The following is a 23,115-nucleotide window of genomic DNA, read 5'->3' on the forward strand; positions in this document are numbered from 1 at the left end:
AGGTACTCCTTTTTCTATGCTCAAAAAAACCAGATATAACAAGGGTTTTGAATTATGAAATTGTCTCTTTATTGCAGGAATTTTCTATAAAGGTTGCTGGGCTGGGGAGCACTGCGCTATTTCTTATCGCAGCAGCAGCGATTGTGGTCGGTTTTTAGCATACATTTGGCCCGCTCACCCTTGCAACTGCACATTGTATGTTGTTTTACACATACATTCATTTGGCCCATTCACCCTCGCAGCTACACATTGTATGTTGTTTTACACATATATTTGCCCCACTTACTTTCGTGGCAGCGATTGTGGCCGGTTTTTCGCATTTAGCCTGCGTGCTTTCGTGGCATCCATTATTTTCAGTTTTTCATATTTCCTAAACAAGGACCTTACTATCGCAACCCAAATAACCCTAATTCTCTTGGTATAGAGAACTAGAGCTTGAATAAGGAGAACCATCTATGAACCGCATGAGCTTCACTTCGCTTATAATTGCAATCTTGGCTGTAGCAGCTTTGGCAGCCATCGCAGCAGCCTTCATCCCTAAATCGTCATCGCTGCCCTCTCCCGCCAGCGCCGGAGCCCTGCCGCCAGCCTTGGATCTGGAGGATCAGGACGGCAATCCCGTCCATCTGGAGCTTAGCAGCCTCCCCTTATATGAGCAGTACCTGGAGTCCAGCCGGGATATCCCTGCTGAAATCGCTCGCACTGGGGCCGAGACCCTGCCTCTGCCCAGGCCGGAGCGCTTCCTCTTGCTGAAGTATAATTGCGGGAACAAGCATTGTGACACGAATCTGGTTAGAATGGCTGAGCCGGAGAACGGCAGTCCAAGCATTAGCATCGGCTTAGCAGGCGGGATCTATCAGGATTTCGAGTTGTCCCCTGACGGGAACATCGCGCTGCTCCGGTTCGCTTATAGTGAAGGAGGTACGCTTCTCCGCCATACGCTGATTGCTGTCGATCTGCCGGAGATGGAGCTGATTCCTGCTGCATCCGCCACCTTAGCCGACACTTACATGCACACCCCTAACTGGCCGATAATAAGCTACCGGTGGATCAGCAACCGGCAGTTCCGGGTGGAACGGCCTGATCTGGAATCTTCTAAGTACCAGGCTCTGCAGCAGTGGAGCAGCCTAGACCATCCGCCGGTGAGATCCATCGACATCCGCTTGAAGACGGGCAACTATTAAGCGGCATCGGAATGCTGCTTCACTGCTTCCATACCTCCTGTATCCACGACAGGAGTCTCAGGTCTTGTCCGTGTCCGCCTATGACGGACAGTCCCAGCGGCAGCCCGCCGGGGCCGGGCACAGGCAGTGTCACCTGCGGCAGCCCGGCCAGCCCGGCGATGCAGCAGAGCCGCATTGCTCCGCTGCGGTCTCGCTCCAGCTGGTCCGGCGGCGCCCCGCGCAGCGGAGCCGGACCGGGCACGGTCGGAATGACGAGGCACCCGTCATTCCCAAGCAGCCGCCGCAGCCGCTCCGCTAGCCTGCGGCGCAGCCCGCCGGCCCGGCGCAGGTCCGCGCCGGCCAGCCCCGCCGCCCAGGCGAAGCGGGCGGCGATATCGGGCCCGAAGGCCGGCCGCTCCCGGCCGATCCATCCGCCATGGGCCGCCCAGATCTCGGCGCCCTGCAGCTCGCGGAAGGCATCCATCCAGGCCTTCAGCCCTTCAGGGGCAATGGCGGCTTCGGCAGCCTGCAGCGAAGCCCCGGCCTGAAGCTGCTCCAGCCCCCGCTTCAGGAAGGCTGCGCCGTCCGGCTCGGCTAACGCCCAGCACTCCGGCGGCACGAACATTCGTGCCAGCCCGGGACCGCCACTGTTCGTCCCCGCTTTCAGCACTCGCCCAGCACCACCACTGTCCGCTCCCGCCTCCAGCACACTACCATCCTTGCCACTGTCCGCCCCCGCCAGCAGCACGCGGCCTACCTTCAGCAGCAGCTCCGCGCTGCCTGCGATCCAGCCGACCGTATCGAAGCCCGGCGCCAGCGGAATTACGCCTTCCAGCGGCACCGCCCCGTGCGTCGGCCGGAAGCCGAACACGCCGCAATAAGACGAAGGCACCCGCACCGAACCGCCGGTATCGGTTCCAAGGGCGAAGTCCACACTCCCCGCAGCTACCGCTACCGCCGATCCGCTGGACGAGCCGCCGGGAACCCGGTCCTTCCCATGCGGATTGACCGGGGTGCCGTAATGGTAATTCTCCCCGCCGAGGCTGTACATCAGCTCATCTGTATGAGCCGCCCCCCGCAGATCGGCCCCGGCCTCCAGCAGCCTGCGCACAACGGGCGCATGATCCGCCGCAGGCTCGTGGGTACGCAGCCAGTCCGGGTTGCCGGCAGAAGAGCGGTGACCGGCCACCGCGAAGACATCCTTGACCGCGAAGCTTAAGCCCTTCAGCGGACCTTGCCCGCTGCCGGTAACCTCAAGCTCCGGCAACCGGAAGGCGCCGTGCTGATTATGAAGTGCCATGATTAGCCGCCCCTTTCTCCCGGAATACCGGTCCTCTCTTCCCGTCTCCAGCCGCCCCATACGCCTCACCATCCAATGGCCGCTCCGTCACAGCGCGGGTCTGTCCCTCCGCTGCGGTAACCATGGCTATCGATGGCAATGACATGGGCGTGGCCCATAATCCCGTCGTAGCTGCCTGCCTCGCGGACCAGATGCCCCGCTTCCGTCAGCTTCTCGCGCACCGCCTGCGCCACCCGGCTCTCCACCCTCAGCTCCTGGGTCGGCTCGCCCCAGGTTCTGCCCCAGACGAAGCGGGGTTCGTCCACCGCAGCCTGCGGGTCCATCCCGTAATGCAGCATCCGTGTAAGCAGCAGCGTCTGGGTCTGCGGCTGTCCTTCCCCGCCTTGCGTGCCATAGAGATACACCGGCTTGCCCTCCCGGCAGGCCATCGCCGGCATCAGCGTATGGAACGTCCGCTTGTGCGGCTCCAGCGTATTGACATGGGCCGGATCGAGCGAGAAGAATGACCCTCTGTTCTGAAGCAGAACACCCGTATCTCCGGCCTCCACACCTGAACCGAATTCAAAATACAGGCTCTGAATGAACGACACCGCATTACCCTCGCCATCCACTACAGCAGCATATGCTGTGTCCCGGCCCACCGGCTCAGCGGGCGAGGCGAGCGCCCGGCGGGGGTTAATGGATGCCGCCAGTTCCGCCGCATATGCCTTATCCAGCAATCGGTCCAGCGGAACCGGATGGAAGGCCGGATCGGTCAGATACCGGTCCCGGTCCCGGAAGCTCAGCTTCAGCGCTTCTGCCAGCAGATGATAATATTCATAAGAGCCGTGCTCGATATCTGCGAAATTATAGTGCTCCAGGATATTAAGCGCCATCAGCGCAGAGAAGCCCTGCGAGTTGGGCGGGGCCTGATAGACCGTATGCCCGTGATATTCCGTGCATACCGGCTCCACCCAGCTTCCCCGGTGGTCCGCGAAGTCTTCCCGGGTCAGATAACCCCCGGCCGCGCGCATATAAGTGGCGATCTCCTTGGCGATGCGGCCTTCATAGAAGGCCTCCCGGCCGCCGGCCGCCAAGTCCCGCAGCGTCGCGGCCAGCTGCCGCTGCACGAACCGCCCGCCGGCCGCCGGAACCCGGCCGCCGGGCAGATACACCGCCGCCGCTTCCGCCGACAGCGCGGCTCCGGCCAGGACACTGCCCCCGTGCTGGTCCGGGGACAGCGGGAAGCCTCCGGCACTGTAGCCGATGGCCGGCTCCAGCGCCTCAGCCAGGGTCAGCCGGCCATACTCCCGCTGGACGGCTGACCAGCTATCCGCCATTCCAGGTACTGTAATGGCGCTGCGCACTCCCCGCCGGGGAATGGCCTCCTCCCCGGCGTAGCAGTCCCGGCGGACGGCGTAGCCGGAGCGTCCGCTGCCGTTGTAGGCCCGCACGCGCCCTTCCCCGGCGCAGTACGTCAGCCAGAACGCATCGCCGCCTAGCCCGGTCATGTGCGGGTAGACTACCGCCAGCGCCGCGCTGACGGCCACCGCCGCATCGAAGGCGTTGCCGCCCCGTTCAAGGATGCGTGCGCCCGCTGCGGATGCCAGATAGTGGGGGCTGACCACCATCGTTTTTGTTCCGGTCACAGGTCCTCTCGTCATGACGACCACCTTCCCTTCCCTTTCACGCGGATCAAGTTAGTGCCATTTAACCGCGCGTCCGGAGGCTCTGTCAACGGATTCCGCAGCCCCTTACAGCGCCCGCCGCTATTTTTGTGAACCATGCACAAACTTTGGACCGAAGCCGTTCCACCGGCTCCTACTTCAGAATGTACTGCGACAGCACGCCCTGCACCTCGTAGATATTGACCGACTTGTTGAAGGTCTTCTTCAGCGGCAGCCCCGCTCCCGAGATATACAGGCACAGCTCCGCATCCAGATCGAAATGCCCGGCCGTCTCCACCGCGTAATGGGTGATGCTTTTGTAAGGAATGGAATGGTATTCGGTCTTTTTGCCGGTCACCCCCTGCTTGTCTACGAGAATCAGCCGCTTGTCCGTGAAGATCAGCATATCCCGGATCAGCTTATAGGCGTGTTCAACTGTTTCATGCGGAGTCAGAATCTGGGCGTATTCCTTCTGCACCTCCCCCGGCGCAACCTTGCTGGCATTCCCCAATAATCCGTTAAAAATCGCCATCGCTCTCCTCTTTTCCCCAGCCCTCAGGCTGGCAATATCGCATCTGCCTCACTCCATACTACTTGCAGACCGGCCTGTTTATGCCCGGGGAGGCGGATTCCCTCTTGCTTCTTTTCTTGATTTTAGGTACACTGATTTATATTTATGTGAAAAGGAGGTGTAGGAGAATGGATCGCAATGTGACCAACAGTGTTAGCAGCCGGCTGATTAATATCATGTCTGGCATTGTTCATGTCTCAGCCAACAACGGGAGAAGTCTGTCCATTTACATGAACTCAATAACACTACAACATTGTGAAATGCCTTTCTCGCCTACACTTCAACGGATTCTATAACCCGAAGATTGCTCAGGCCGCAGGGATATTTCCCTGCGGCCTTTTTGTATGCTTACAAGCGCATTTCCCCCAAAGGAGAATAACCATGATTATCTCATGCCAAAATATTCAAAAATACCACGGTGCCCAGCTCGTCCTCAGCGACGTCACCTTCGACATCCGCCAAGGCGAGAAAATCGGCCTCATCGGCCGCAACGGCACCGGCAAAACAACCCTTTTCCATCTGCTCAGCGGAGAGGAGCGCCCCGATAGAGGCCAGCTCTCGATCCGCCGGGGCAGTGTCATCGGGCTGCTCGCCCAGATTCAGGAGGCGGACGACAACGAGACCGTCTACGCCGTCCTGCAGCGCAGCTTCGCGGAGCCGCTCGCCTGGCAGTGCCGCCTGCGTGAGCTGGAGCAGGAGATGTCCGCTCCCGGCGCGGGCGAAGACGAACGGGCCTGGGACCGTCTGCTGAAGGAATACGGCACCCTGCAGGAGAAGTTCGAGGCTGCAGGCGGCTATGAGATCGAAGCCTCCATCCAGCGGATCGCCAATGGACTCGGGATTGGAAACGATCAATATGATCGCCGGTTCGCTTCACTCTCCGGCGGGGAGAAGACCAAGGTGGGCCTGGCCGAGCTACTGCTGCGCCGCCCTGATATCCTGCTGCTCGACGAGCCGACAAACCATCTGGATATGGAGGCCATTGAATGGCTGGAGCAATTCCTCCAGACGTATGACGGCACCGTCCTTGTCATTTCCCATGACCGTTATTTCCTGGATGCCGTGGTCAAGAAGGTGATCGAGCTTGAAGACGGTGAGGCCTCCACCTTCCATACGAACTACAGCGGCTACCAGGTTGAGAAGGAGGCCCGGCTGCTCCAGCAGTTCGCCGACTATCAGGAGCAGCAGAAGAAGATTAAGCAGATGCAGGAGAGTATCAAGCGTCTGATCGAATGGGGCAACCGCTCCAATCCGCCGAATCCCTCCTTCCACCGCCGCGCCGCTTCAATGCAGAAGGCGCTCGACCGGATGGTCAAGGTGAAGCGGCCGATCCTGGAGCGCAAATCGATGGATCTGCAGCTCCAGCAGGAGGACCGCACCGGCAATCAGGTCGTCATCCTGGACCGGATCAGCAAGGCTTACGGATCGCGCCAGCTCTTCTCGGGGGCCAGCGATATTCTGAGATACGGGGAGACTACCGCTCTCATCGGCGGCAACGGCGCAGGCAAAAGCACCCTGCTGAAGATTATCCTCGGCCAGGAAGCGCCGGATAGCGGCAGCTGCACCCTGGCCTCCAGAGCCGTGGTCGGCTACCTTGCCCAGGAGGCCGTGCCGGAGGAGGGCAGACAGTCCGTGCTGAAGTATTTCCGCGAAGAGGCCGGGCTTGAAGAAGGCGAGGCCCGCGGCCAGCTGGCCCGCTTCCTCTTCTACGGCAGCGACGTCTTCAAGAGCATCGCCAACCTCTCGGGCGGGGAATGGACCCGGCTGCGCTTCGCGGTCCTGATGCACCGGCGGCCGAATCTGCTTATCCTGGATGAGCCGACCAACCATCTGGACATCGATTCCCGCGAGGCGCTGGAAGAAGCGCTGGAGGAATTCCCCGGCACAGTGCTGGCCGTCTCTCATGACCGGTACTTCATTAACCGCTGCTTCGGCAAGCTCTGGAGCATTGATCACGGCCGCTTCTCCGCCTTCTCCGGGAATTACGAGTACTACAAGGAGAAGCAGGCCGAGCGTGCCGCGCAAGTCCAGCAGCAGGCAGCAGCACCGGCTTCAGCAGCATCCGCTGCCGGAAGCACCCGGTCCCGCCCGGCCGCCAGTAAGGCGCCTGCGCTACAAAACGGCGGCATCACTGCTGCCGCGCCAAGCCGCAAGCCGCGCCCGGCCGCTGCCTGGGAGCAGGATATTGCTGCTGCGGAGTCACAGCTCGCGGAGATCGACGCGCAGATGATGGACCCGCAGGCAGCCAGTGACGCGCAGCGGCTGGCGGAGCTACATGCAGCGCGCGAGGACGCGCAGCAGAGGCTGGATGAGCTGTACAGCGGCTGGCTAAGCGAAACCGAAAGCTGACAGCGGATCTTTTGATCTTTTGAATCTAATTTTGATTTTTTGAATCTAACATAGAGGTGACCATAATGACATTAACCCCGCAAATCACAAAATATTGGGAAGCTTATCTGGTTCAACATCCTGAAGCGGCGGAGCGGTTCGACAGCGCCTGGGCGTTCGGGGACAATCCCCGGCTGGCCGATGAATTGCTTGCGCTGGTCCTCAGCGGGATTAAGACCGGAACCGCACAGAATTATGAGCTGGTTGAAGCAAAGGGGCTTCCGCTGCCTTTCATTGGCGGGCTGTCCGTTCTGCTGGACAGCGGGGGCCAGCCGCGTGCGATCATCGAGACAACGCAGGTTGAGGTAGTTCCCTTTGGCGAAGTGACGGCGGAATTCGCTTACTCGGAGGGTGAGGACGACCGCAGCCTCGAATCGTGGCGGCACGAGCATGAAGTGTTCTTCACCCGCGAGCTTAAGAACGAAGGCAAGGACTTCGACCCGGACATGCGGGTCATCTGCGAGAACTTCCGGCTGGTGCATGTGAACCAGGACCTGTAATTCCCCCGGGTACAACACTAGAGCAACAAATCAAAAGGCTGCTTCTCCGACAGAGAGAAGCAGCCTTCATTGTATAGGTACAGGTCGGTATTAAGTTATACAGCTTCTGCGGACAGTGCTTAGAATTTCCAGATCCCCGTAATCCAGCCGATCAGCGAGATCCATAAGGGAATACTGATCAGAACGCCCCACACCAGACCGGTGGCAATATTGCCTTCTGCAGGACGCGACATACTCTCCTGCGCAAGCGGAAGTCTCAACTCTTCTTGTTCCATGCGATCCCCTCCTAGAATATCTATCGTCAAAGCAGAGGAAAAAATGTAGACCGCCTGGCCTAAAAAGATACACTTCCGGGTATTTTTTTAGATATAAAGGCTCAGCGGAATACGATTGGAAAGGCTTACATAAATATTATTAACCAAATTATGTATTAAATAAACTTATACACATTTGGTCATTTATTATATGCAATCCTTTAGTCCAATATTACCGCTTTTTCGGGATTATGTAAATATTGGAAAGCCATATGCAGCTGTCCGGCTGTATTGCGTTCTTCAGACAATTCCGGCAGCTCATCTTCGGCAAAAAAGCCGGTTTCACTTGTCTCCACGCCCCCTGCCGCTTCACCGCCGGTAATTCTGCAGAGAATGAACATTTTGTAGACATGGTATGGCTCTGGTGGATGATGATGAAACTTCTTATCCAGCACGGCCAGCAGGCGGACCGCTTCCGCCTTGAACCCGGATTCCTCGGCGATCTCTTTAACCGCCACTTCGCTTGGGGACAAACCGATGTCCGCCCAGCCTCCGGGCAGGGCCCATTTGCCGTCCAGCTTCTCGCGGACAAGCAGAATTTTATTGTCCCTGAAAATCACTCCGCGGATATCCACCTTCGGGGTGGCATACCCGTCTTCTCCAGCGAAGGAGAGCCGGATGCGCTCTTTACTCTCATACGTATAATGCGCCATGATATCCACACTCAGCTCCCGCAGCGCCTCATACCGCTCGATGTCGTATACATCCTTGGCATAGGTCAGCCCGGTCTGGGCAATCCCCTGAATCTCTTTGGCCCAGCTTAACCACTTCGGTTCCATAAGCACACGCCTCCAGTCCAATTTTATTCGCACAGCATCAAATGACGGGAGAACGTACCTTTCTTCGCCACACAGCGGTCAATGATGGTGAACCCGGCTGCGCCGATCATCTCGTCCATAGCCTCAATGGCCACAATCACTACCCGGTCCGCAATCCGCCGCGTATTTACAAGAATAGCATACTGTTCCTCGGGGGTAATCCGTGAATACAGATTATACGGCATATCCACAACGGCCGCATCGTAATGCTCCGTAATATCAGCGATATCCCCGAGCGTCACTTCACTCTTGAAGCCAAAATGAGCAATGTTCGTCCGCGCTCCGGCAGCAATCTGCGGATTGATATCCCGGCCGACAATATCGATCCCCATCGACAGTGCTTCCACCATGACCGTCCCGATCCCGCAGCAGGGGTCGATCATTTTAATTCCGCGGGTCCGGGGAGCCGCCATATTAACAGCGGCCCGTGCCACCCGTGTACTGAGAGCGATAGAGTAGCTGCGGGGCTTTTTCATCTGCCGGAACCAGGTCGCCTGGTTCTTATGATACGTGCCGAAGTACCAGCGCCCGCCCAGCGTTACAATTCCGTACACCCGCTCAGGGCGGTTGACATCCGCCTCGCCCTCAATCCTCATGCCGATTTCCCGTTCGATGGCCCGGCGTTCATCGTATTCAATTTTATGCTCAGGCGCCAGATCGTTGATCTTCACATAGATCACCTTGAAGGTCTGACCTTCCACCTCCACCTGCTCTGTCTGCCGGTAGATGTCTTCGAGAGAGTCCCCTTCGTACAATACATCGATCCGCTCTTTCATAAAAGGACTGCGGCTGACATCCACCTGCACCCCGCTCATGAAAATCCCTTCCGGAATCTCTTGGCCGAACAGGCAGCGCAGCTCCATCGCGCACAGAGAAGCCTCATCCGGTGAATAGGCATAGGTATAGATATAAGTCCGGCTTGCGCTGCTGGACGTTTGCGTTTCATATTCATGGCTTGCCGATTGATTTGCTGACACGGTTCTTTTCGCTCCTATCGCTTAAGTCCACTAAGTCTATCACGGTTGCCGATTAGTTATCAATAACCCGCAGGGAAGCTGGCCTGAACTTTCCTTTTTGATCCATCGGGGGTTCTCCAGTATAATGGATGCATTACACTGCCGAACCTAAGAGCCGCAGGAGCCTGATCCTTATGCAGCGCATAACAGGTCCCTGCGGTATTAAGCAGCGAATTCTAAGGAGGTACATATCCACTATGTCTTACGAAACTTATTTTCAGGCTGAGCGTGAAGCCCAGCTTGCCGAGCTGAAGCAATGGCTGTCCATTCCCAGCATTTCCGCTCTCTCCACCCATAAGGAAGATATTAATGCCGCAGCCGCCTGGCTGGTCGAGACCCTGAAGCGTGCAGGACTGGAGAATATCGAGCTTCACCCTACTGCCGGTCATCCGGTGATCTATGCGGACTATCTTCATGCTCCCGGCAAGCCGACCATTCTGGTCTACGGACATTATGATGTCCAGCCGGTTGATCCGCTGAACCTGTGGACCACGCCTCCGTTTGAACCGCAGATCCGCGATGGCAAGCTGTATGCGCGCGGAGCTACTGATGATAAAGGCCAGGTCTTCATGCACATCAAGGCTATTGAAGCTGTTCTCAAGCAGGAAGGCACCCTGCCGGTCAACATTAAGCTCTGCATCGAAGGCGAAGAGGAGATCGGCAGTGTGAATCTGCCTGCGTTCCTCGAAGCCCATCAGGACAAGCTGGCGGCGGACGCCGTGCTGGTCTCGGATACCTCCCTGCTGGAGCGCGGCCGTCCCGCCATCTGCACCGGCCTGCGCGGCTTGTGCTCCATGGAAGTGACCGTGAACACCGCCTCAACCGATCTGCATTCCGGCTCCTATGGCGGCGGCGTTCCGAATGCGCTGCACGCGATGGTCTCGCTGCTCAGCACCCTTCACGATGACAAGGGCCGCGTATCGGTGGACGGCTTCTACACCGGCGTGCCTGAGCTCTCCCCGCTGATGCGTGAAGAGTTCGCCAAGCAGGGCATCGATGAGGACAAGGTCAGAGCAGGCCTTGGCCTGGAGCAATTATACGGAGAGGAAGGCTACAGCTTCGTAGAGCGAGTAGGTGCACGGCCGACGCTGGAGCTGAACGGCGTCTACGGCGGATTCCAGGGAGAGGGCAGCAAGACCGTCATCCCTAAGGAAGCCCACGCCAAAATCACCTGCCGCCTCGTCGGCGACCAGGACCCGCAGCATATCCTGGATGCTGTTGAAGCCCATCTGAAGGCCAACATCCAGAGCGGCGCCAAGGTGCAGGTGAAGCAGATGGAGAAGGCGCGCGCCTTCAATATCGATCCTTCCCACCCGATCCTGCAGACCGCTGCCGACGCTTACGGCAAGGTGTACGGCACCCGTGCCCTCTTCACCAAGGACGGCGGCTCCATCCCGATTATGGAGAGCTTCTCCCGCATCCTGAAGGCGCCGGTGGTCCTGATGGGCTTCGGTCTGGATGATGAGAACCTGCACGCACCGGATGAGCACTTCAACCTGGAGAACTTCGATAAGGGCCTGCTGACCATTGTCGAATTCCTGAAGACTGTCTAATCCCGGCCCCGCCCGGATGGACAATAAGCCTGGCCCCATACAGGAGCCAGGCTTTATTCAGGTTAATGTCCAGTAACGCAACAAAAAAACCCTTGCAGAACAAGGATTTGTGTTAAATATTATGGAGCGGGTGATGGGAATCGAACCCACGCTATTAGCTTGGAAGGCTAAAGTTCTACCATTGAACTACACCCGCAACTCAAATTGAGTACATGAAACATTTTACCACCGCTACGCATAAAATGCAACCCTTGCGCAGCGGATTTTTGGAGGCTAGGAGGGTATCTCAAGCAGCGGCTTCAGGAACGACTGCTCGAACTCCGCCGCCTTCACCGGCTTGCTGAACAGGTAGCCTTGGGCCTCATGGCAGTGCTGCTGGCGCAGGAATTGCAGCTGCTCCTGATTCTCCACCCCTTCGGCGGTCACCTTAAGCTTCAAGTGGTGGGCCATGGACGTAATGGTCGAGACAATCGCTGCATTGTTGCTGTCCTCCATCACATCGGATACGAAGGAGCGGTCAATCTTCAGACGGTCAATCGGCATATTCTTCAGATAATGCAGGGAGCTGTAGCCCGTGCCGAAATCATCGATACTGATGCATACCCCAAGGCGCTTCAAGCGGATCAGCTGGTCGAAGGCTGTCTCCTTATCCAGGGTCATACTCTCGGTAATCTCCAGGTCCACATAGCAGGGATCGAGGCCGATCTCCCTCAGGATGGCATCAATCTTGCCGGCCAGATTCGGCTGCAGAAATTGGCGCATCGACAGGTTAATGGAGACGCAGATCGGCTGGTAGCCCGCGTTTTGCCACATTTTATTCTGCAGGCAGGCTGTCCTTAGCACCCACTCCCCTATGGGCACAATCAGTCCGCTCTCTTCGGCAATCGGAATGAAGTCTACCGGAGAGACCAGTCCGCGCTTGGGATGGTTCCAGCGCAGCAGCGCCTCCATGCCGACAATCTCCTCGGTCTCCAGCAGAACCTGGGGCTGATAGACGAGATAGAATTCATCCCGCTCCAGGGCCCGGCGCAGATCATTCTCCAGCTTGAGACGCTCCTTCGCCTTCATCTGCATTGCCGGAATATAACGCCGGATCTCCACCCCCTGCTCCTTCGCATTATGTACCGCCGTATCGGCATTCTGGATCAGCTGCTCGGCGGTGTCCCCGTCCCCAGGGTAGATGCTGACGCCCAGACTCAGCGAGATATGGTATTCCCCTGATTCCAGGCCCACCGGCGTATCGAACAGCTGCAGCAGCTCGCCGGCCCGGACCAGGCAATGCTCCAGACCTGTGCGCTCCGTCATCAGGAAGGCGAACTCGTCCGCTCCCATGCTGAAGAGCTCTTCCCCCTCCTTCACCTCATCCCCGATCCGCCGGGAGACCAGCTGCAGCAGGAGATCTCCGGCATAATGCCCCAGAGAATCATTGATGTTCTTGAAGTGATTGATATTCATAATAACCAGGCCCGAGAAGCCGCGGCTCTTGTCCTTCTCACTCTGGAGTACGATCTCTTCCATGCGCTGCATCAGGCGGCGTCTGTTCGGAAGACCCGTCAGCTCGTCATGATACGCCAGATAATTAATTCGTGCCTCCGCCTCCTGATTCTCTTGAAAGGGCTCCTCCAGCGTCAGCCGGTAGACCCCGGTCAGGAGCAGATAATAAGCCGCTGCGCTGCTGAGCATCCCGAACAGATAATCCATTTCACCCACACTGAACAGATTCATGAAGAAGACCTGGCCCAGCGCGAAGAATACGAGCGAACGGATAATAATCAGCAGGGAGGCTGATTTCTCACGTTTGCCCGGATAGATAATGATGCCTACACCAAACAGATATACAAACAGCACTGCCATATTCATCAGATTTCTGGCCGTAGCTGCCCACACATACTCATCCAGTCCGGACACCCACAGATTGCCGAAGCCAAACACAGCCCCGGCCAGCAGCAGAATCAGGAATGCATTCCGGAACACCTTATTCTTGCTGGCAGCCTCTACCGGCTGGTCCGCATGACAGAAGATCAACACGATGCCCAGGGCACTGGCCAGACGCGAGAATGTCAGCAGCCATAGGGATTGTTCCATGCTGATATACGGGGCGATTCCCGGAATGCCTGTGAAACCGAGAACATGCAGGAAGTCGAAAATGCTTACACCGAGAAACAGCGCAGATGTATACAGCCTTGCTCTGGATAACCTGCTCGAGAACAACAACCAGCCCTGGGCAAAAATCGCAAATCCAAACGCCACAGTACAGCAGCCCAAAATAAGGTATAGTGCAATCAGCAGATCCTTATCCTCAATCAGGCCCAGCGGAGTACGAAAAATCTGGATCAGAAGGAACAGCACAGCCCCTAGAACAGCCGCATGAATGGTTTTTCTCTCTTCTTGTCTCATAAGTCCCTCGCGTCTAAAAAATGATATCTATAGAAACTGTTGGATGTATACAATGTCCTATGTATAAATATCGGCATGACAGCTCCGTAAAGTTACATCGTCCGTCTACAATCTTGTACAGAACTGCCCCCGGCATAAAAAAGCACCAGCCACAAATCGAGGCGGGTGCTTTTCTCCTTCGAGACGGTTATTTATCCCCGAAATTAACCTCAGGTGTTGTCAGCTTATCATAGAAGTCAACCGCTTTGTCTTTATCTTCTGAGGATCGCAGCGCCATGGCCGAGCGGGGATGCTCGTCTAATGTTCCGGTAATCATGTAGGGAATGATATAGCCCCACTCTTCCTTCTCCCGCAGAGGAATCATCAGATTCTCGACAATATCCAGCACAGGACGCAGGGTGTAATTCGTATGCTTCAGATGGGTAACCAGCAGCTCTGTAGGGCAATTCCCTGCCGCACGACCCATACCGTAACAGGAGGCGTCCAGCAGCTCCACGCCCTTCTCGGCCGCAACCAGTGTATTGGAGAAGGCCAGCTGCAGATTGTTATGCGTGTGCACGCCCAGACGTTTCTCCGGCAGATGCGTCTTGAACTTCTCAATCAGGTAATGCATGTCATTATGATCTAAGCTGCCGTAGGAATCCACAATATACACCACATCCACAACGCTCTCACGGATCATCTCAAAAGCTTCCAGCAATTCATTCTCCATGACATTGGAAAGAGCCATAATATTGATGGTCGTCTCATATCCTAGATCATGGAAGGTCTGTACAAGCTGAAGGGCCTTGTCCACATCCTTGCTGTAGCAGGCCACACGGATCAGATCCAGCATACTCTCGCTGCGCGGGAGTATATCATTCTCGTCTACACGCCCGATATCGACCAGAGCCGACAGCTTGGTATGACCCTTTTGCGGAATGACCTTGCGCAGGAAGTCATCATTCAGGAACCGCCAGGGACCTGCTCCCTCTGACCCTTTGAGCAGCTTCGGTGAATTTTTGTACCCGATCTCCATATAATCAACACCGGCCTCATTCAGTCCGGCGTATAATTTCTGCACAAATTCAACACTGAAATCCCAGTTATTCACCAATCCCCCATCGCGGATGGTACAATCGACAATTTTACTCTGATTCGTCTTCACCATACTGTTCTCCCTTCGGGATAATCCTCTTTACTATGCTTATATTATCGTTCAATCATACTTTAATGAAGAATATATTGTAAAGACAATTTCAGCGATTTCTATACTGATTTCGACATTCGCAAACAATGACATTAATCACAGTATATTTTACAAAAAAATGCTACATTACAAGATATCATTGAGATTGATTATCAATCTCTTTTGGAGGGATAATAATGGTTTCTGCATCCTGCTCCCTGCTGCAACTACAACCAGGCTCCACCGGTTCCATTTATAGCATTGAAGGCATGAATCCTGTCTTGCGGCGCCGTCTGGCCGATCTGGGAGTCTCTGAGGGTGTAGTCATCCGTCTGAAGGGCAAAGGACCTTTTCTGGGACCGGTTACCCTTGAATGCAACGGGCAGCTGTTCGCCATCCGCCGCAAAGAAGCATCCTTGATTGAGGTGAAGGTCTCATGAGCTCAATCGCACTTGTGGGCAACCCGAATACCGGCAAAACCTCATTATTCAACACTCTTACTTCCTCTTACGAATATGTCGGCAACTGGGCGGGTGTCACGGTCGAGAAGAAGATCGGCAGCCTGAAGAACGGAGCCGGCAAGCTGATCGACCTGCCCGGAATCTACTCTCTCCATCCTCTCTCCCGTGATGAAGGCGTCGCTGCCCAGTATCTGATTGAAGAGAACCCCGAAGCGCTGATCAACATTGTCGACGCCTCCCAGCTTGAACGGAATCTGCTGCTTACGGTGCAATTACTGGAATACGGTAAACCGGCTATTCTTGGACTGAATATGACCGATGTGGCCCTGGCCCGCGGCATTCAGGTGAATCCGGACATTCTGCAGTCTCAGCTTGGCATTCCTGTAATGCCCCTGGTGGCCAGAACCGGGAAGGGCGCATCTCAGGTGCTCAGCGTCCTGGAGAAGCCGTCCCATATCCCGCCTGTCAGCTTCCGGCTTGATTACGGCCAGTTGGCTGAAGAGGCTATAGCCTCTATCGTTACGCAATTGCAGAAGACTGGGGGACTCCCTAACCTCCGCTGGGTAGCGCTGCAGCTGATGGAGCAGAATCCGGTCGTACTTGAATTCCTCAAGAAGCGGATGGATATTACCGGCTTAACTGAGATTTGCGATGCTTGCCAGACTAGGCTGCAAAAAGAGAAGCTGGCGCTCACGCTTCCGCAGTGGATTCGTTCTGTCCGTATGGATTACATCCGCTCTGTATGCGCGGCTGCCATTGATTCCTCCCGGCAGAAGCCGCATAACCTGACCGAGCGGCTCGATTCTATTCTTACCCACCGGTATCTGGGCTTGCCTCTGTTCTTATTCTTCATGTATGTAATGTTCAAAACGACCTTCGACTGGGCCGGCAGCCCGTTGTCAGATCTGGTCGATGGCTTCATCGGCGGGCCGCTGAGCGACTGGACGAATTCGCTGCTGCAGATGCTCGGGGCTTCGGAATTCACCCACGCACTTGTTGTTGACGGAATTATCGGCGGGGTCGGCGGAGTCATTGTCTTTGTCCCGCAGATCTTCATTCTGTTCCTGATCATCTCCTTCCTGGAGGATTCCGGCTACATGGCCCGGGTCTGTCTGCTGATGGACAGCACGATGGAACGGATGGGACTGAACGGCAAGGCCTTCATTCCATTCATTATCGGCTTTGGCTGCAACGTGCCGGCGATTATGGCCGCCCGCAGTATCGAACAGCCCAAGGACCGTATGCTGACCACACTGCTTCTGCCGCTGATGTCCTGCTCCGCCCGCTTGCCGGTATACCTGCTGTTCGCAGCGGTCTTCTTCCCGGCCCAGCAGGCCACTGCGGTGCTGGCGATGTACGTTATGGGTGTTGTATTTGCACTGATTCTGTGCAAGCTGTTCTCCAAGCAACTGTTCAAGAATGAATCCTCTATCTTCATTATCGAGCTGCCCCCTTACCGGATGCCGCAGTTGAAGACTCTGGGCCGGAGTACCTGGGAGAAGGGCAAGGGCTTCCTGCGTAAGGCAGGAACAATCATTCTTGCCGGCTCGGTTATTATCTGGCTGATGTCCTACGCCGGACCTGGCGGGCTTAATGTTGAAATGGACCACTCCTTCCTGGCAGGCTTCGGCGGGTGGATTGCCCCGCTGCTGCACCCGCTTGGCTTCGGCACCTGGCAGGCCGGCTCTACCCTGGTTCCCGGCTTCCTGGCCAAGGAGGTGGTAGTCTCCACCATGAACATCATCTATCATGCGCCGGATGCTGCCGGACTGGAGAGCCAGATTGCCGCTGTCTTCACGCCGCTTAGCTCCATTAGCTTCATGGCCTTTATCCTGCTCTACATTCCTTGTCTGGCTACAGTGGGTGTAATCAAGAAGGAGACGGCGTCCTGGAAATGGACCTTTTTCTCCATGGGCTATTCTCTGGTATTGGCTTATGCCGTGTCGCTGGTCATCTATCAGGGCGGACGGCTGCTCGGCTGGTCGTAACCGTATCTGTGTGTAGAGTTCAAGTATATTGAGAGGAAGCGGTGACAGCGATGATCGTTAATATTCTGATTGTAGCGCTAATCTTCGGATACTCCGGCTGGATGATCTACCGCCATGTCCAGAAGGGCAAGCAGGGCGCCTGCGCGGGCTGTGACAAGGGCAAGAGCTGCCCTGCAGCATCGATGGATTCCCCTTTGTCCTGCAGCGGGGCTACAGCAAGCCCCAAGCGCTAAGAGCCGACACTATGTCTTCAGGACCTGGCATTCCTTCGTTTAGAAACCCCGGGCTCGGGGTATGTTAGTTATAAGCTTGTGACTACCAGACCAAGGAGGAATAACCATGAACACCAAGAAGACATTGTTTACAACGGTAGCATTGGGAGCGGCCTACTTGCTGAAGAACAAGAATACACGGGATAAGATTATGAACGGAGTACAGTCCTTCACAGCGCAGATGAAGGCCCGCAAATAGGGGACTCCCCTCTGGATAACCATACAGGGTCCACACAGCGAACAGCCGCAAGTCTCAGTTAACTGAAGACTTGCGGCTGTTCTTTATTTGCAGGATATGATCTCTTCAATGAACGAGCGGAAGGGAGATGACGAACCGGGTACCTTCATTCAGCCGGCTGCTGACCGAAATGCAGCCGCCATGATTCTTGATGATCCGGTCACTGACGGACAATCCCAACCCCGTCCCATTCTCTTTTGTAGTGAAGAAAGGGTTAAACAGCCTGTCGAGCGTGCAGATATCCATGCCCTTGCCATTGTCAGAGATGAAGATGCGTACGTCTGTGCCTTCCTTACGTGCACCCACCTCTACTCTGCCGGTGCAGTCATCGGCCCGCTCTGAGATCGCTTCCATTGCATTTCTTATCATATTCAGAACAACCTGCTTCATCTGCTTAATATCTCCTGAGATGAACAGGTCCTCCTGTAACGGCTGAAGATTAATTTGGCAGTTCTTCATCAGAGCCTCACTCTCTGTAAGGAGCACAACCTCCTTAAGCAGTGCGGAGACCCGGATCATACTAACCTGGGGGACAGAAGGCTTGGAGGAGTTGAGGAACTCATGAATAATGTCATTGGCGCGGTCAATCTCTGCCAGTATAATCTTGGCGTACTCCTCTTTGCCGAGCAGCTGCAGATGAGGGTGCAGCAATTGAATGAAGCCGCGGATGGCCGTCAGCGGATTGCGGATTTCGTGGGCTATGGAAGCCGATAACCGGCCCAGCATCGCCAGACTGTCGTTCTGATAGGCCGTCTGCTCAATCAGCTTGTAATCGGAGATCTCTTTGAGCGTGAACAGGTAACTCCCCTTCATTTGCTCTCCGCTGCACAGAGAGGCCCTCCAGTACCGTCCGTATTCGTCTACGAATTCATAGCTTGGCTTACCTTTGAGCACCATTTCACGATAGCTCCGCAGGACCTGCTTCTTCTTGAAGCGGCTTAACTGAACATGGGATAATAAATGCGGCAGCGTGCAGCCAAGGAGAGAATGGCGGCTAAGCTCCAGAATGCCGTACATCTGTTTGTTCACGAAGGTCAGAACGCCCTCATCATCAAAAAGCAGAATTCCGCTGTCGATATGCTCCAGCACATCCTCATACGTAGTATCCATTGCACCAGTTTGAAACGTTCTTGCTGTTAACAGCAAGCTTTCTTGATATTGGCTTATCACGATACGAAGTTCCCCCTTTTAGTGCAAATAACAAAGACGCTTAAGCGACATCAATTTACTATGTATATGAGTATATGACGAAGCCGCCAGAACATTCGGAAATCGTATTATATTATCCAACCGTTTCAACTATATTCCAATCATATCCAAGAGCAGAAGACAACGCAATCAGAGAATCTGTCGAATCCCAAAAATATTCCTAAAATGATTCTTAAGACACATTTAATAGCAAAGGAATGCCCCGTTTCCTGCAAATTCATTGAAAAGAGCCCCCGCAAAATGCGGGGGCTCACTAATTTAGAACCTATGAGAAACCTGATTATGAAGCTGCTTAGGCCTTCTGCTGCAGCCGGTGACGACGCTGGCTCATGACGGCCAGACGCTTCTTGAGCTCGCGCTCCCATTTGGCATCACCAATCTGTTTGGCGATGGCCAGCAGATCCAGCGACATGTCGATCTGGCTGCGCACAATGGCAAGCGGATCCTCGCTCTCCATGTTAATGACGTTCTCGAAGATCGCTTCCTCGTCTTCCATCACATAATCCTGGAAATCAACATCCGTGACACCGTCGCCATGGGCATATTCCGCCAGGATTTCATATTCGTTCTCGACTTTGTAATGCACCTCTACCCGGTGGCACACCGGACAAAACAGCAGGGGAACATTATGGACTTGCGTGCGATAATGCTTTAGGGTTCCCTTCGTTCCAACCATACTCGCTCCACAGCAAAAGCTCATTTTTGTTCACCCTCCTTGAGTATTATCATCGCCGGTTTCCTATTATTATATTGCAGAACAGGGGAAGAGATTCCTCTCCTTTAAGCTATATATTAACCCTTAAGCCCAATTTCAAACGGCTTGTCCGGTCAATACATTCCATTGGAGCCATTGGAGCAAAAAACCTCCCAGCCGGAAATTCATTCCCGCAAGGAGGTTCTCTTACAATATCAAGGATCGCAGCTTATGGGGCCGGAAAGCTTACAGGTTCTTGTCGCCCGGCTTCCAGTTCATAGCGCACAGCCCGCCGGATTGGAGAGCCTGCAGCACGCGCAGCGTCTCTTCTACGCTACGGCCGACATCGTTGTGGTTGACGACCTGATATTTCAGTTCGCCTTCAGGATCAATGATGAACAAGCCGCGGAGAGCTATGCCTTCCTCTTCGATCAGGACGCCGTAATCACTGGCTACCTTCTTCGTGATGTCAGACGCCAGCGGGAAGTTCACCGGGCCAAGACCGTTCATATCCTTCGGTGTGTTGAGCCAAGCCTTGTGGCTGTGGATCGAGTCAACGCTCACGCCGAGAATTTCGGTATCGAGTTCTGCGAATTCAGCCGCAGCATCGCTCAGGGCTGTAATCTCAGTTGGGCATACAAAGGTGAAGTCAAGCGGATAAAAGAAGAATACAAGCCATTTACCGCGATAGTCGGACAAGCTAACCTTACCGAAATCCTTACCGTCGCCTGTTACTGTCTCCATAGTGAAGTCAGGGGCGGGTTTACCTACCAAACGTTCTGCCATTGCTTAAATCCTCCTTTGAATTATGTAAGAAAAACAACTCCCCGAACACTGCGGGGTGTAATATGCTTTTCTTGATTTTGATGGATGGTACCCTTCTTGCTGGTACAGAACAAATGTTATCATCGTCCAAAATCAAAGTCAATATTACATTCATTACTTTTTTATAATAATTATAAATAAGCAATATTTTGTGAAGTTTTTCTTGCGTCTGCTTCAAAGGAGGAACAATGTGGTAGTGACTAGGCCCGGCGGATTGCCGCTACAATGAGGTCACCCATCTGCGTAGTGCTGATGGCCTGGCTTTTGTCTACAGCGATGTCGCTGGTCCGGTGACCGGAATCCAGCACCTCAGCCACAGCGGCCTCAATGGCAGCGGCTGCATCCTCGTAGCCGAAGGTCATACGCAGCATCAGCGCCAGCGACAGGATCGTGGCAATCGGGTTCGCCAGCCCTTGTCCGGCAATGTCAGGGGCAGAGCCGTGGACCGGCTCATAGAGGCCGTAGCTGCCCTCTCCCAGCGAAGCCGAAGCCAGCATTCCGATGGAGCCTGTCAGCATCGCTGCTTCATCGCTGAGGATATCACCGAACATATTCTCAGTTACGATGACATCGAAGCTGGCAGGGCGGCGCAGCAGCTGCATAGCACAGTTATCCACCAGGACATGCTCAAGCTCCACCTGCGGGTATTCCGGAGCAATGCGGTTGACAACTTCACGCCACAGGCGGGAGGTCTCCAGCACATTCGCTTTGTCGACGCTGGCCAGCTTGCCGCGGCGCTTGCCGGCGATCTCGAACGCCTGGCGGACAATCCGCTCTACCTCTGTAACATTGTATACGCAGGTATCTACCGCTTCTTCTCCATGCTCGCCCTGACGGCGCAGCTTGTCCCCGAAGTAGATGCCGCCGGTCAGCTCGCGTACAACCATCAGGTCTGTACCTTCCAGAACCTCCGGCTTCAGTGTAGATGCATCCTTCAGACAGTCGAAGACCACAGCCGGGCGCAGATTCGAGAATAGCCCCAGTGCCTTACGGATGCCCAGGAGTCCGGTTTCCGGACGCAGCTCCTTCGGGTTATTGTCCCATTTCGGTCCGCCGACCGCTCCCAGTAATACCGCATCGGCACTGCGGCAGATTCCCAGTGTATCCTCAGGGAGCGGCGTTCCCCGTTCGTCAATGGCAATTCCGCCGAACAAGGCATGCTCTGTCTCGAATGTATAGCCGAATATCTCTTCCGTTCTTTTCAATACCTTTTCCGCTTCAGCCACAACTTCGGGTCCGATTCCGTCCCCGGCAATTACGGCGATTTTTTTGACCTCGCTCATCCCTGTCACTCCTTAGTAGTCCTGCTGCACGCAGACATAGTTCTTCTGTATATTGTTGTAACATAACCTGGGGCAAAGGACAAAGATATAGATTCTATCACGTCCATAGATATAGCCTATAAGTGTCCATTCGTGCCTCCAGATTCCAAAAAAAGAGGGTATCCCATAAGCCTGCTGAAGGCTAGGATACCCTTTCTGTGTACATTATTGAGCGGTCTCTACTGTTATAGAACCATTGCTGGTGGATAAATTCACCTCATGGGTCCCTTTGCCAAGTACAGCTGTCCCGTGATTGTCATCATTGCCGTCCCAGGCCACATTGCCCTTCAGCGAGCCTGAGCTGGTATCCGCCTTAATCTTGGCATCCGTTGCAACCGGTACTTCCAGGTCAATCTTACCATTGCTCGATTTCAGCTCCCAGTCGCCTGTGATTGCAGACTTGGCAGTGACCTTACCGTTGCTGCTCTTGGCCGTCAGGGCTCCGTCGATATTCCCGAGGGTGATCGCCCCGTTTGAGCTGACCACATCGACCTCACCCTGAACATTCTGTACATTCACTGTGCCGTTGCTGGTGCGGGCCTTTACGCCTCCAGAGATGTCATGGAGATCCATCGTTCCATTGCTGGTACGCACATCCATCCCTCCTGCCAGACCTCCGGCTTCAATCGAACCGTCGCTGGTCACCACTTGAGCCGCCAGCTTCTGCGGGATACTGACATTCAGGTACGGCGAGTTGGAATTGAAGCCGAACTGGATATTAGACAGCCAGTTGCCTTCACCCTCCAGCTCCATAACGAGTGTATCGCCTTCCGTGGTGACTTTCCATCTGCGCTCCAGGGCACTGGCTCCCTCGCTGTCCGTATTGCCTGGCAGCTCCAGCTTCCCTTCATACTCCAGTGTGCTTCCCTGCACCCCTTCGAGCTTAACCTTACCTTGGGGCAGATCGATCCTTACCTTCTTGATGTCCTGCTGCACTTCAACCTTCCCGCTGACAGGGACAAGCATCCGGTTGCCCAGAATACTGCTCAGCGACCCGCCGGCCAGTACAGTCTGTGCCCCGCTCGCTGCGATCAGCACGATAATCAGTACTATGGCCCAGCCGCTCACCTTGCTCTTGGCATCGGACTTGATGAAGAGCCTGAGCAGCATCTCCAGGCCGAACAGGATTAGCAGTGCAGGCCAGATGTAGCCCAGCGCATCATAAGTAATCAGATTATACTGGGCAAGTACCACGAGCACCCCCACAACTATACAGCCTATTGCGGCAGTGAAGCTGCCGACCTTCCATCTCCCCATGTGTTCATTTCCCCA

At 55.2% G+C, this 23,115-nt stretch carries 21 protein-coding genes and 1 tRNA gene; 8 read left to right on the forward strand and 14 right to left on the reverse strand.

What is annotated here, in order from left to right:
• Positions 1-455 precede the first annotated feature (455 nt).
• Positions 456-1,184, forward strand: a complete 729-nt coding sequence (locus K1558_RS26780) for a hypothetical protein (protein WP_238655029.1) — start codon at positions 456-458, stop codon at positions 1,182-1,184.
• Positions 1,185-1,203: 19 nt separating this feature from the next.
• Here the strand turns inward: K1558_RS26780 and K1558_RS26785 are convergent, their stop codons facing one another.
• The 3 genes from K1558_RS26785 to K1558_RS26795 form a co-directional block, all read right to left on the reverse strand.
• A complete protein-coding gene (locus tag K1558_RS26785; protein ID WP_238655030.1) occupies positions 1,204-2,463 on the reverse strand; it encodes an amidase family protein in 1,260 nt (419 codons plus the stop codon).
• 65 nt (positions 2,464-2,528) lie between these two features.
• Positions 2,529-4,106 carry a gamma-glutamyltransferase gene (gene ggt / locus K1558_RS26790; RefSeq protein ID WP_238655031.1) on the reverse strand — a complete coding sequence of 526 codons (1,578 nt, stop codon included), beginning with the start codon at positions 4,104-4,106 and terminating at the stop codon, positions 2,529-2,531.
• Positions 4,107-4,263: 157 nt separating this feature from the next.
• Positions 4,264-4,641 (reverse strand): PH domain-containing protein, encoded by a 378-nt coding sequence (locus tag K1558_RS26795; protein WP_238655032.1) that lies wholly within the window; start codon positions 4,639-4,641, stop codon positions 4,264-4,266.
• A 420-nt stretch (positions 4,642-5,061) separates the two neighbouring features.
• On the opposite strand from K1558_RS26795, the gene abc-f reads away from it, so the two are divergent.
• On the forward strand, positions 5,062-7,029 hold the full coding sequence (abc-f, locus tag K1558_RS26800) for a ribosomal protection-like ABC-F family protein (protein WP_238655033.1): 1,968 nt from the start codon (positions 5,062-5,064) through the stop codon (positions 7,027-7,029).
• A gap of 65 nt (positions 7,030-7,094) precedes the next feature.
• Positions 7,095-7,568 carry an ASCH domain-containing protein gene (locus K1558_RS26805; RefSeq protein WP_238655034.1) on the forward strand — a complete coding sequence of 158 codons (474 nt, stop codon included), beginning with the start codon at positions 7,095-7,097 and terminating at the stop codon, positions 7,566-7,568.
• A 119-nt stretch (positions 7,569-7,687) separates the two neighbouring features.
• Here the strand turns inward: K1558_RS26805 and K1558_RS26810 are convergent, their stop codons facing one another.
• From K1558_RS26810 to K1558_RS26820, 3 genes are all read right to left on the reverse strand, one after another.
• On the reverse strand, positions 7,688-7,843 hold the full coding sequence (locus K1558_RS26810) for a hypothetical protein (RefSeq protein ID WP_238655035.1): 156 nt from the start codon (positions 7,841-7,843) through the stop codon (positions 7,688-7,690).
• A gap of 200 nt (positions 7,844-8,043) precedes the next feature.
• Positions 8,044-8,661 carry an NUDIX hydrolase gene (locus tag K1558_RS26815; protein WP_238655036.1) on the reverse strand — a complete coding sequence of 206 codons (618 nt, stop codon included), beginning with the start codon at positions 8,659-8,661 and terminating at the stop codon, positions 8,044-8,046.
• 23 nt (positions 8,662-8,684) lie between these two features.
• Positions 8,685-9,608: a TRM11 family SAM-dependent methyltransferase gene (locus K1558_RS26820; protein ID WP_238655131.1), complete on the reverse strand. Its 924-nt coding sequence runs from the start codon at positions 9,606-9,608 to the stop codon at positions 8,685-8,687.
• Positions 9,609-9,913: 305 nt separating this feature from the next.
• Between K1558_RS26820 and K1558_RS26825 the strand changes: the two genes are divergently transcribed.
• Complete coding sequence (locus tag K1558_RS26825) at positions 9,914-11,269, forward strand: dipeptidase (RefSeq protein WP_238655037.1); 1,356 nt, start codon at positions 9,914-9,916, stop codon at positions 11,267-11,269.
• A gap of 122 nt (positions 11,270-11,391) precedes the next feature.
• Here K1558_RS26825 and K1558_RS26830 read toward each other — a convergent pair.
• From K1558_RS26830 to K1558_RS26840, 3 genes are all read right to left on the reverse strand, one after another.
• Positions 11,392-11,465 (reverse strand) — tRNA-Gly (locus K1558_RS26830).
• Positions 11,466-11,542: 77 nt separating this feature from the next.
• A complete protein-coding gene (locus K1558_RS26835; RefSeq protein WP_238655038.1) occupies positions 11,543-13,666 on the reverse strand; it encodes a putative bifunctional diguanylate cyclase/phosphodiesterase in 2,124 nt (707 codons plus the stop codon).
• A gap of 187 nt (positions 13,667-13,853) precedes the next feature.
• Positions 13,854-14,816, reverse strand: a complete 963-nt coding sequence (locus tag K1558_RS26840; protein ID WP_238655039.1) for an aldolase catalytic domain-containing protein — start codon at positions 14,814-14,816, stop codon at positions 13,854-13,856.
• A gap of 215 nt (positions 14,817-15,031) precedes the next feature.
• Here K1558_RS26840 and K1558_RS26845 point away from each other — a divergent pair, with 215 nt between their 5' ends.
• From K1558_RS26845 to K1558_RS32900, 4 genes are all read left to right on the forward strand, one after another.
• Complete coding sequence (locus tag K1558_RS26845) at positions 15,032-15,274, forward strand: FeoA family protein (protein ID WP_238655040.1); 243 nt, start codon at positions 15,032-15,034, stop codon at positions 15,272-15,274.
• Complete coding sequence (gene feoB / locus K1558_RS26850) at positions 15,271-17,283, forward strand: ferrous iron transport protein B (protein ID WP_238655041.1); 2,013 nt, start codon at positions 15,271-15,273, stop codon at positions 17,281-17,283. Before K1558_RS26845 ends, feoB begins: the two co-directional genes overlap by 4 nt.
• 50 nt (positions 17,284-17,333) lie before the next feature.
• Positions 17,334-17,516 carry a FeoB-associated Cys-rich membrane protein gene (locus K1558_RS26855; RefSeq protein ID WP_238655042.1) on the forward strand — a complete coding sequence of 61 codons (183 nt, stop codon included), beginning with the start codon at positions 17,334-17,336 and terminating at the stop codon, positions 17,514-17,516.
• 106 nt (positions 17,517-17,622) lie between these two features.
• Positions 17,623-17,754, forward strand: a complete 132-nt coding sequence (locus K1558_RS32900; protein WP_256704057.1) for a hypothetical protein — start codon at positions 17,623-17,625, stop codon at positions 17,752-17,754.
• Positions 17,755-17,859: 105 nt separating this feature from the next.
• Here K1558_RS32900 and K1558_RS26860 read toward each other — a convergent pair whose 3' ends face one another.
• The 5 genes from K1558_RS26860 to K1558_RS26880 all read right to left on the reverse strand — a co-directional run bounded on the left by K1558_RS26860 (position 17,860) and on the right by K1558_RS26880 (position 23,100).
• Positions 17,860-18,963, reverse strand: coding sequence for an ATP-binding protein (locus tag K1558_RS26860; protein ID WP_238655043.1), 1,104 nt, complete (start codon positions 18,961-18,963; stop codon positions 17,860-17,862).
• A 331-nt stretch (positions 18,964-19,294) separates the two neighbouring features.
• On the reverse strand, positions 19,295-19,702 hold the full coding sequence (locus K1558_RS26865; RefSeq protein ID WP_238655044.1) for a hypothetical protein: 408 nt from the start codon (positions 19,700-19,702) through the stop codon (positions 19,295-19,297).
• Positions 19,703-19,942: 240 nt separating this feature from the next.
• A complete protein-coding gene (locus tag K1558_RS26870; RefSeq protein WP_238655045.1) occupies positions 19,943-20,482 on the reverse strand; it encodes a peroxiredoxin in 540 nt (179 codons plus the stop codon).
• Positions 20,483-20,721: 239 nt separating this feature from the next.
• Complete coding sequence (leuB, locus tag K1558_RS26875) at positions 20,722-21,804, reverse strand: 3-isopropylmalate dehydrogenase (protein WP_238655046.1); 1,083 nt, start codon at positions 21,802-21,804, stop codon at positions 20,722-20,724.
• Between the two features lie 204 nt (positions 21,805-22,008).
• Positions 22,009-23,100 (reverse strand): DUF4097 family beta strand repeat-containing protein, encoded by a 1,092-nt coding sequence (locus K1558_RS26880; RefSeq protein ID WP_238655047.1) that lies wholly within the window; start codon positions 23,098-23,100, stop codon positions 22,009-22,011.
• Between the last annotated feature and the right edge of the window lie 15 nt (positions 23,101-23,115).

The organism is Paenibacillus piscarius, assembly GCF_022234545.1.
Classification (GTDB): Bacteria; Bacillota; Bacilli; order Paenibacillales; family Paenibacillaceae; genus Paenibacillus_AQ; species Paenibacillus_AQ piscarius.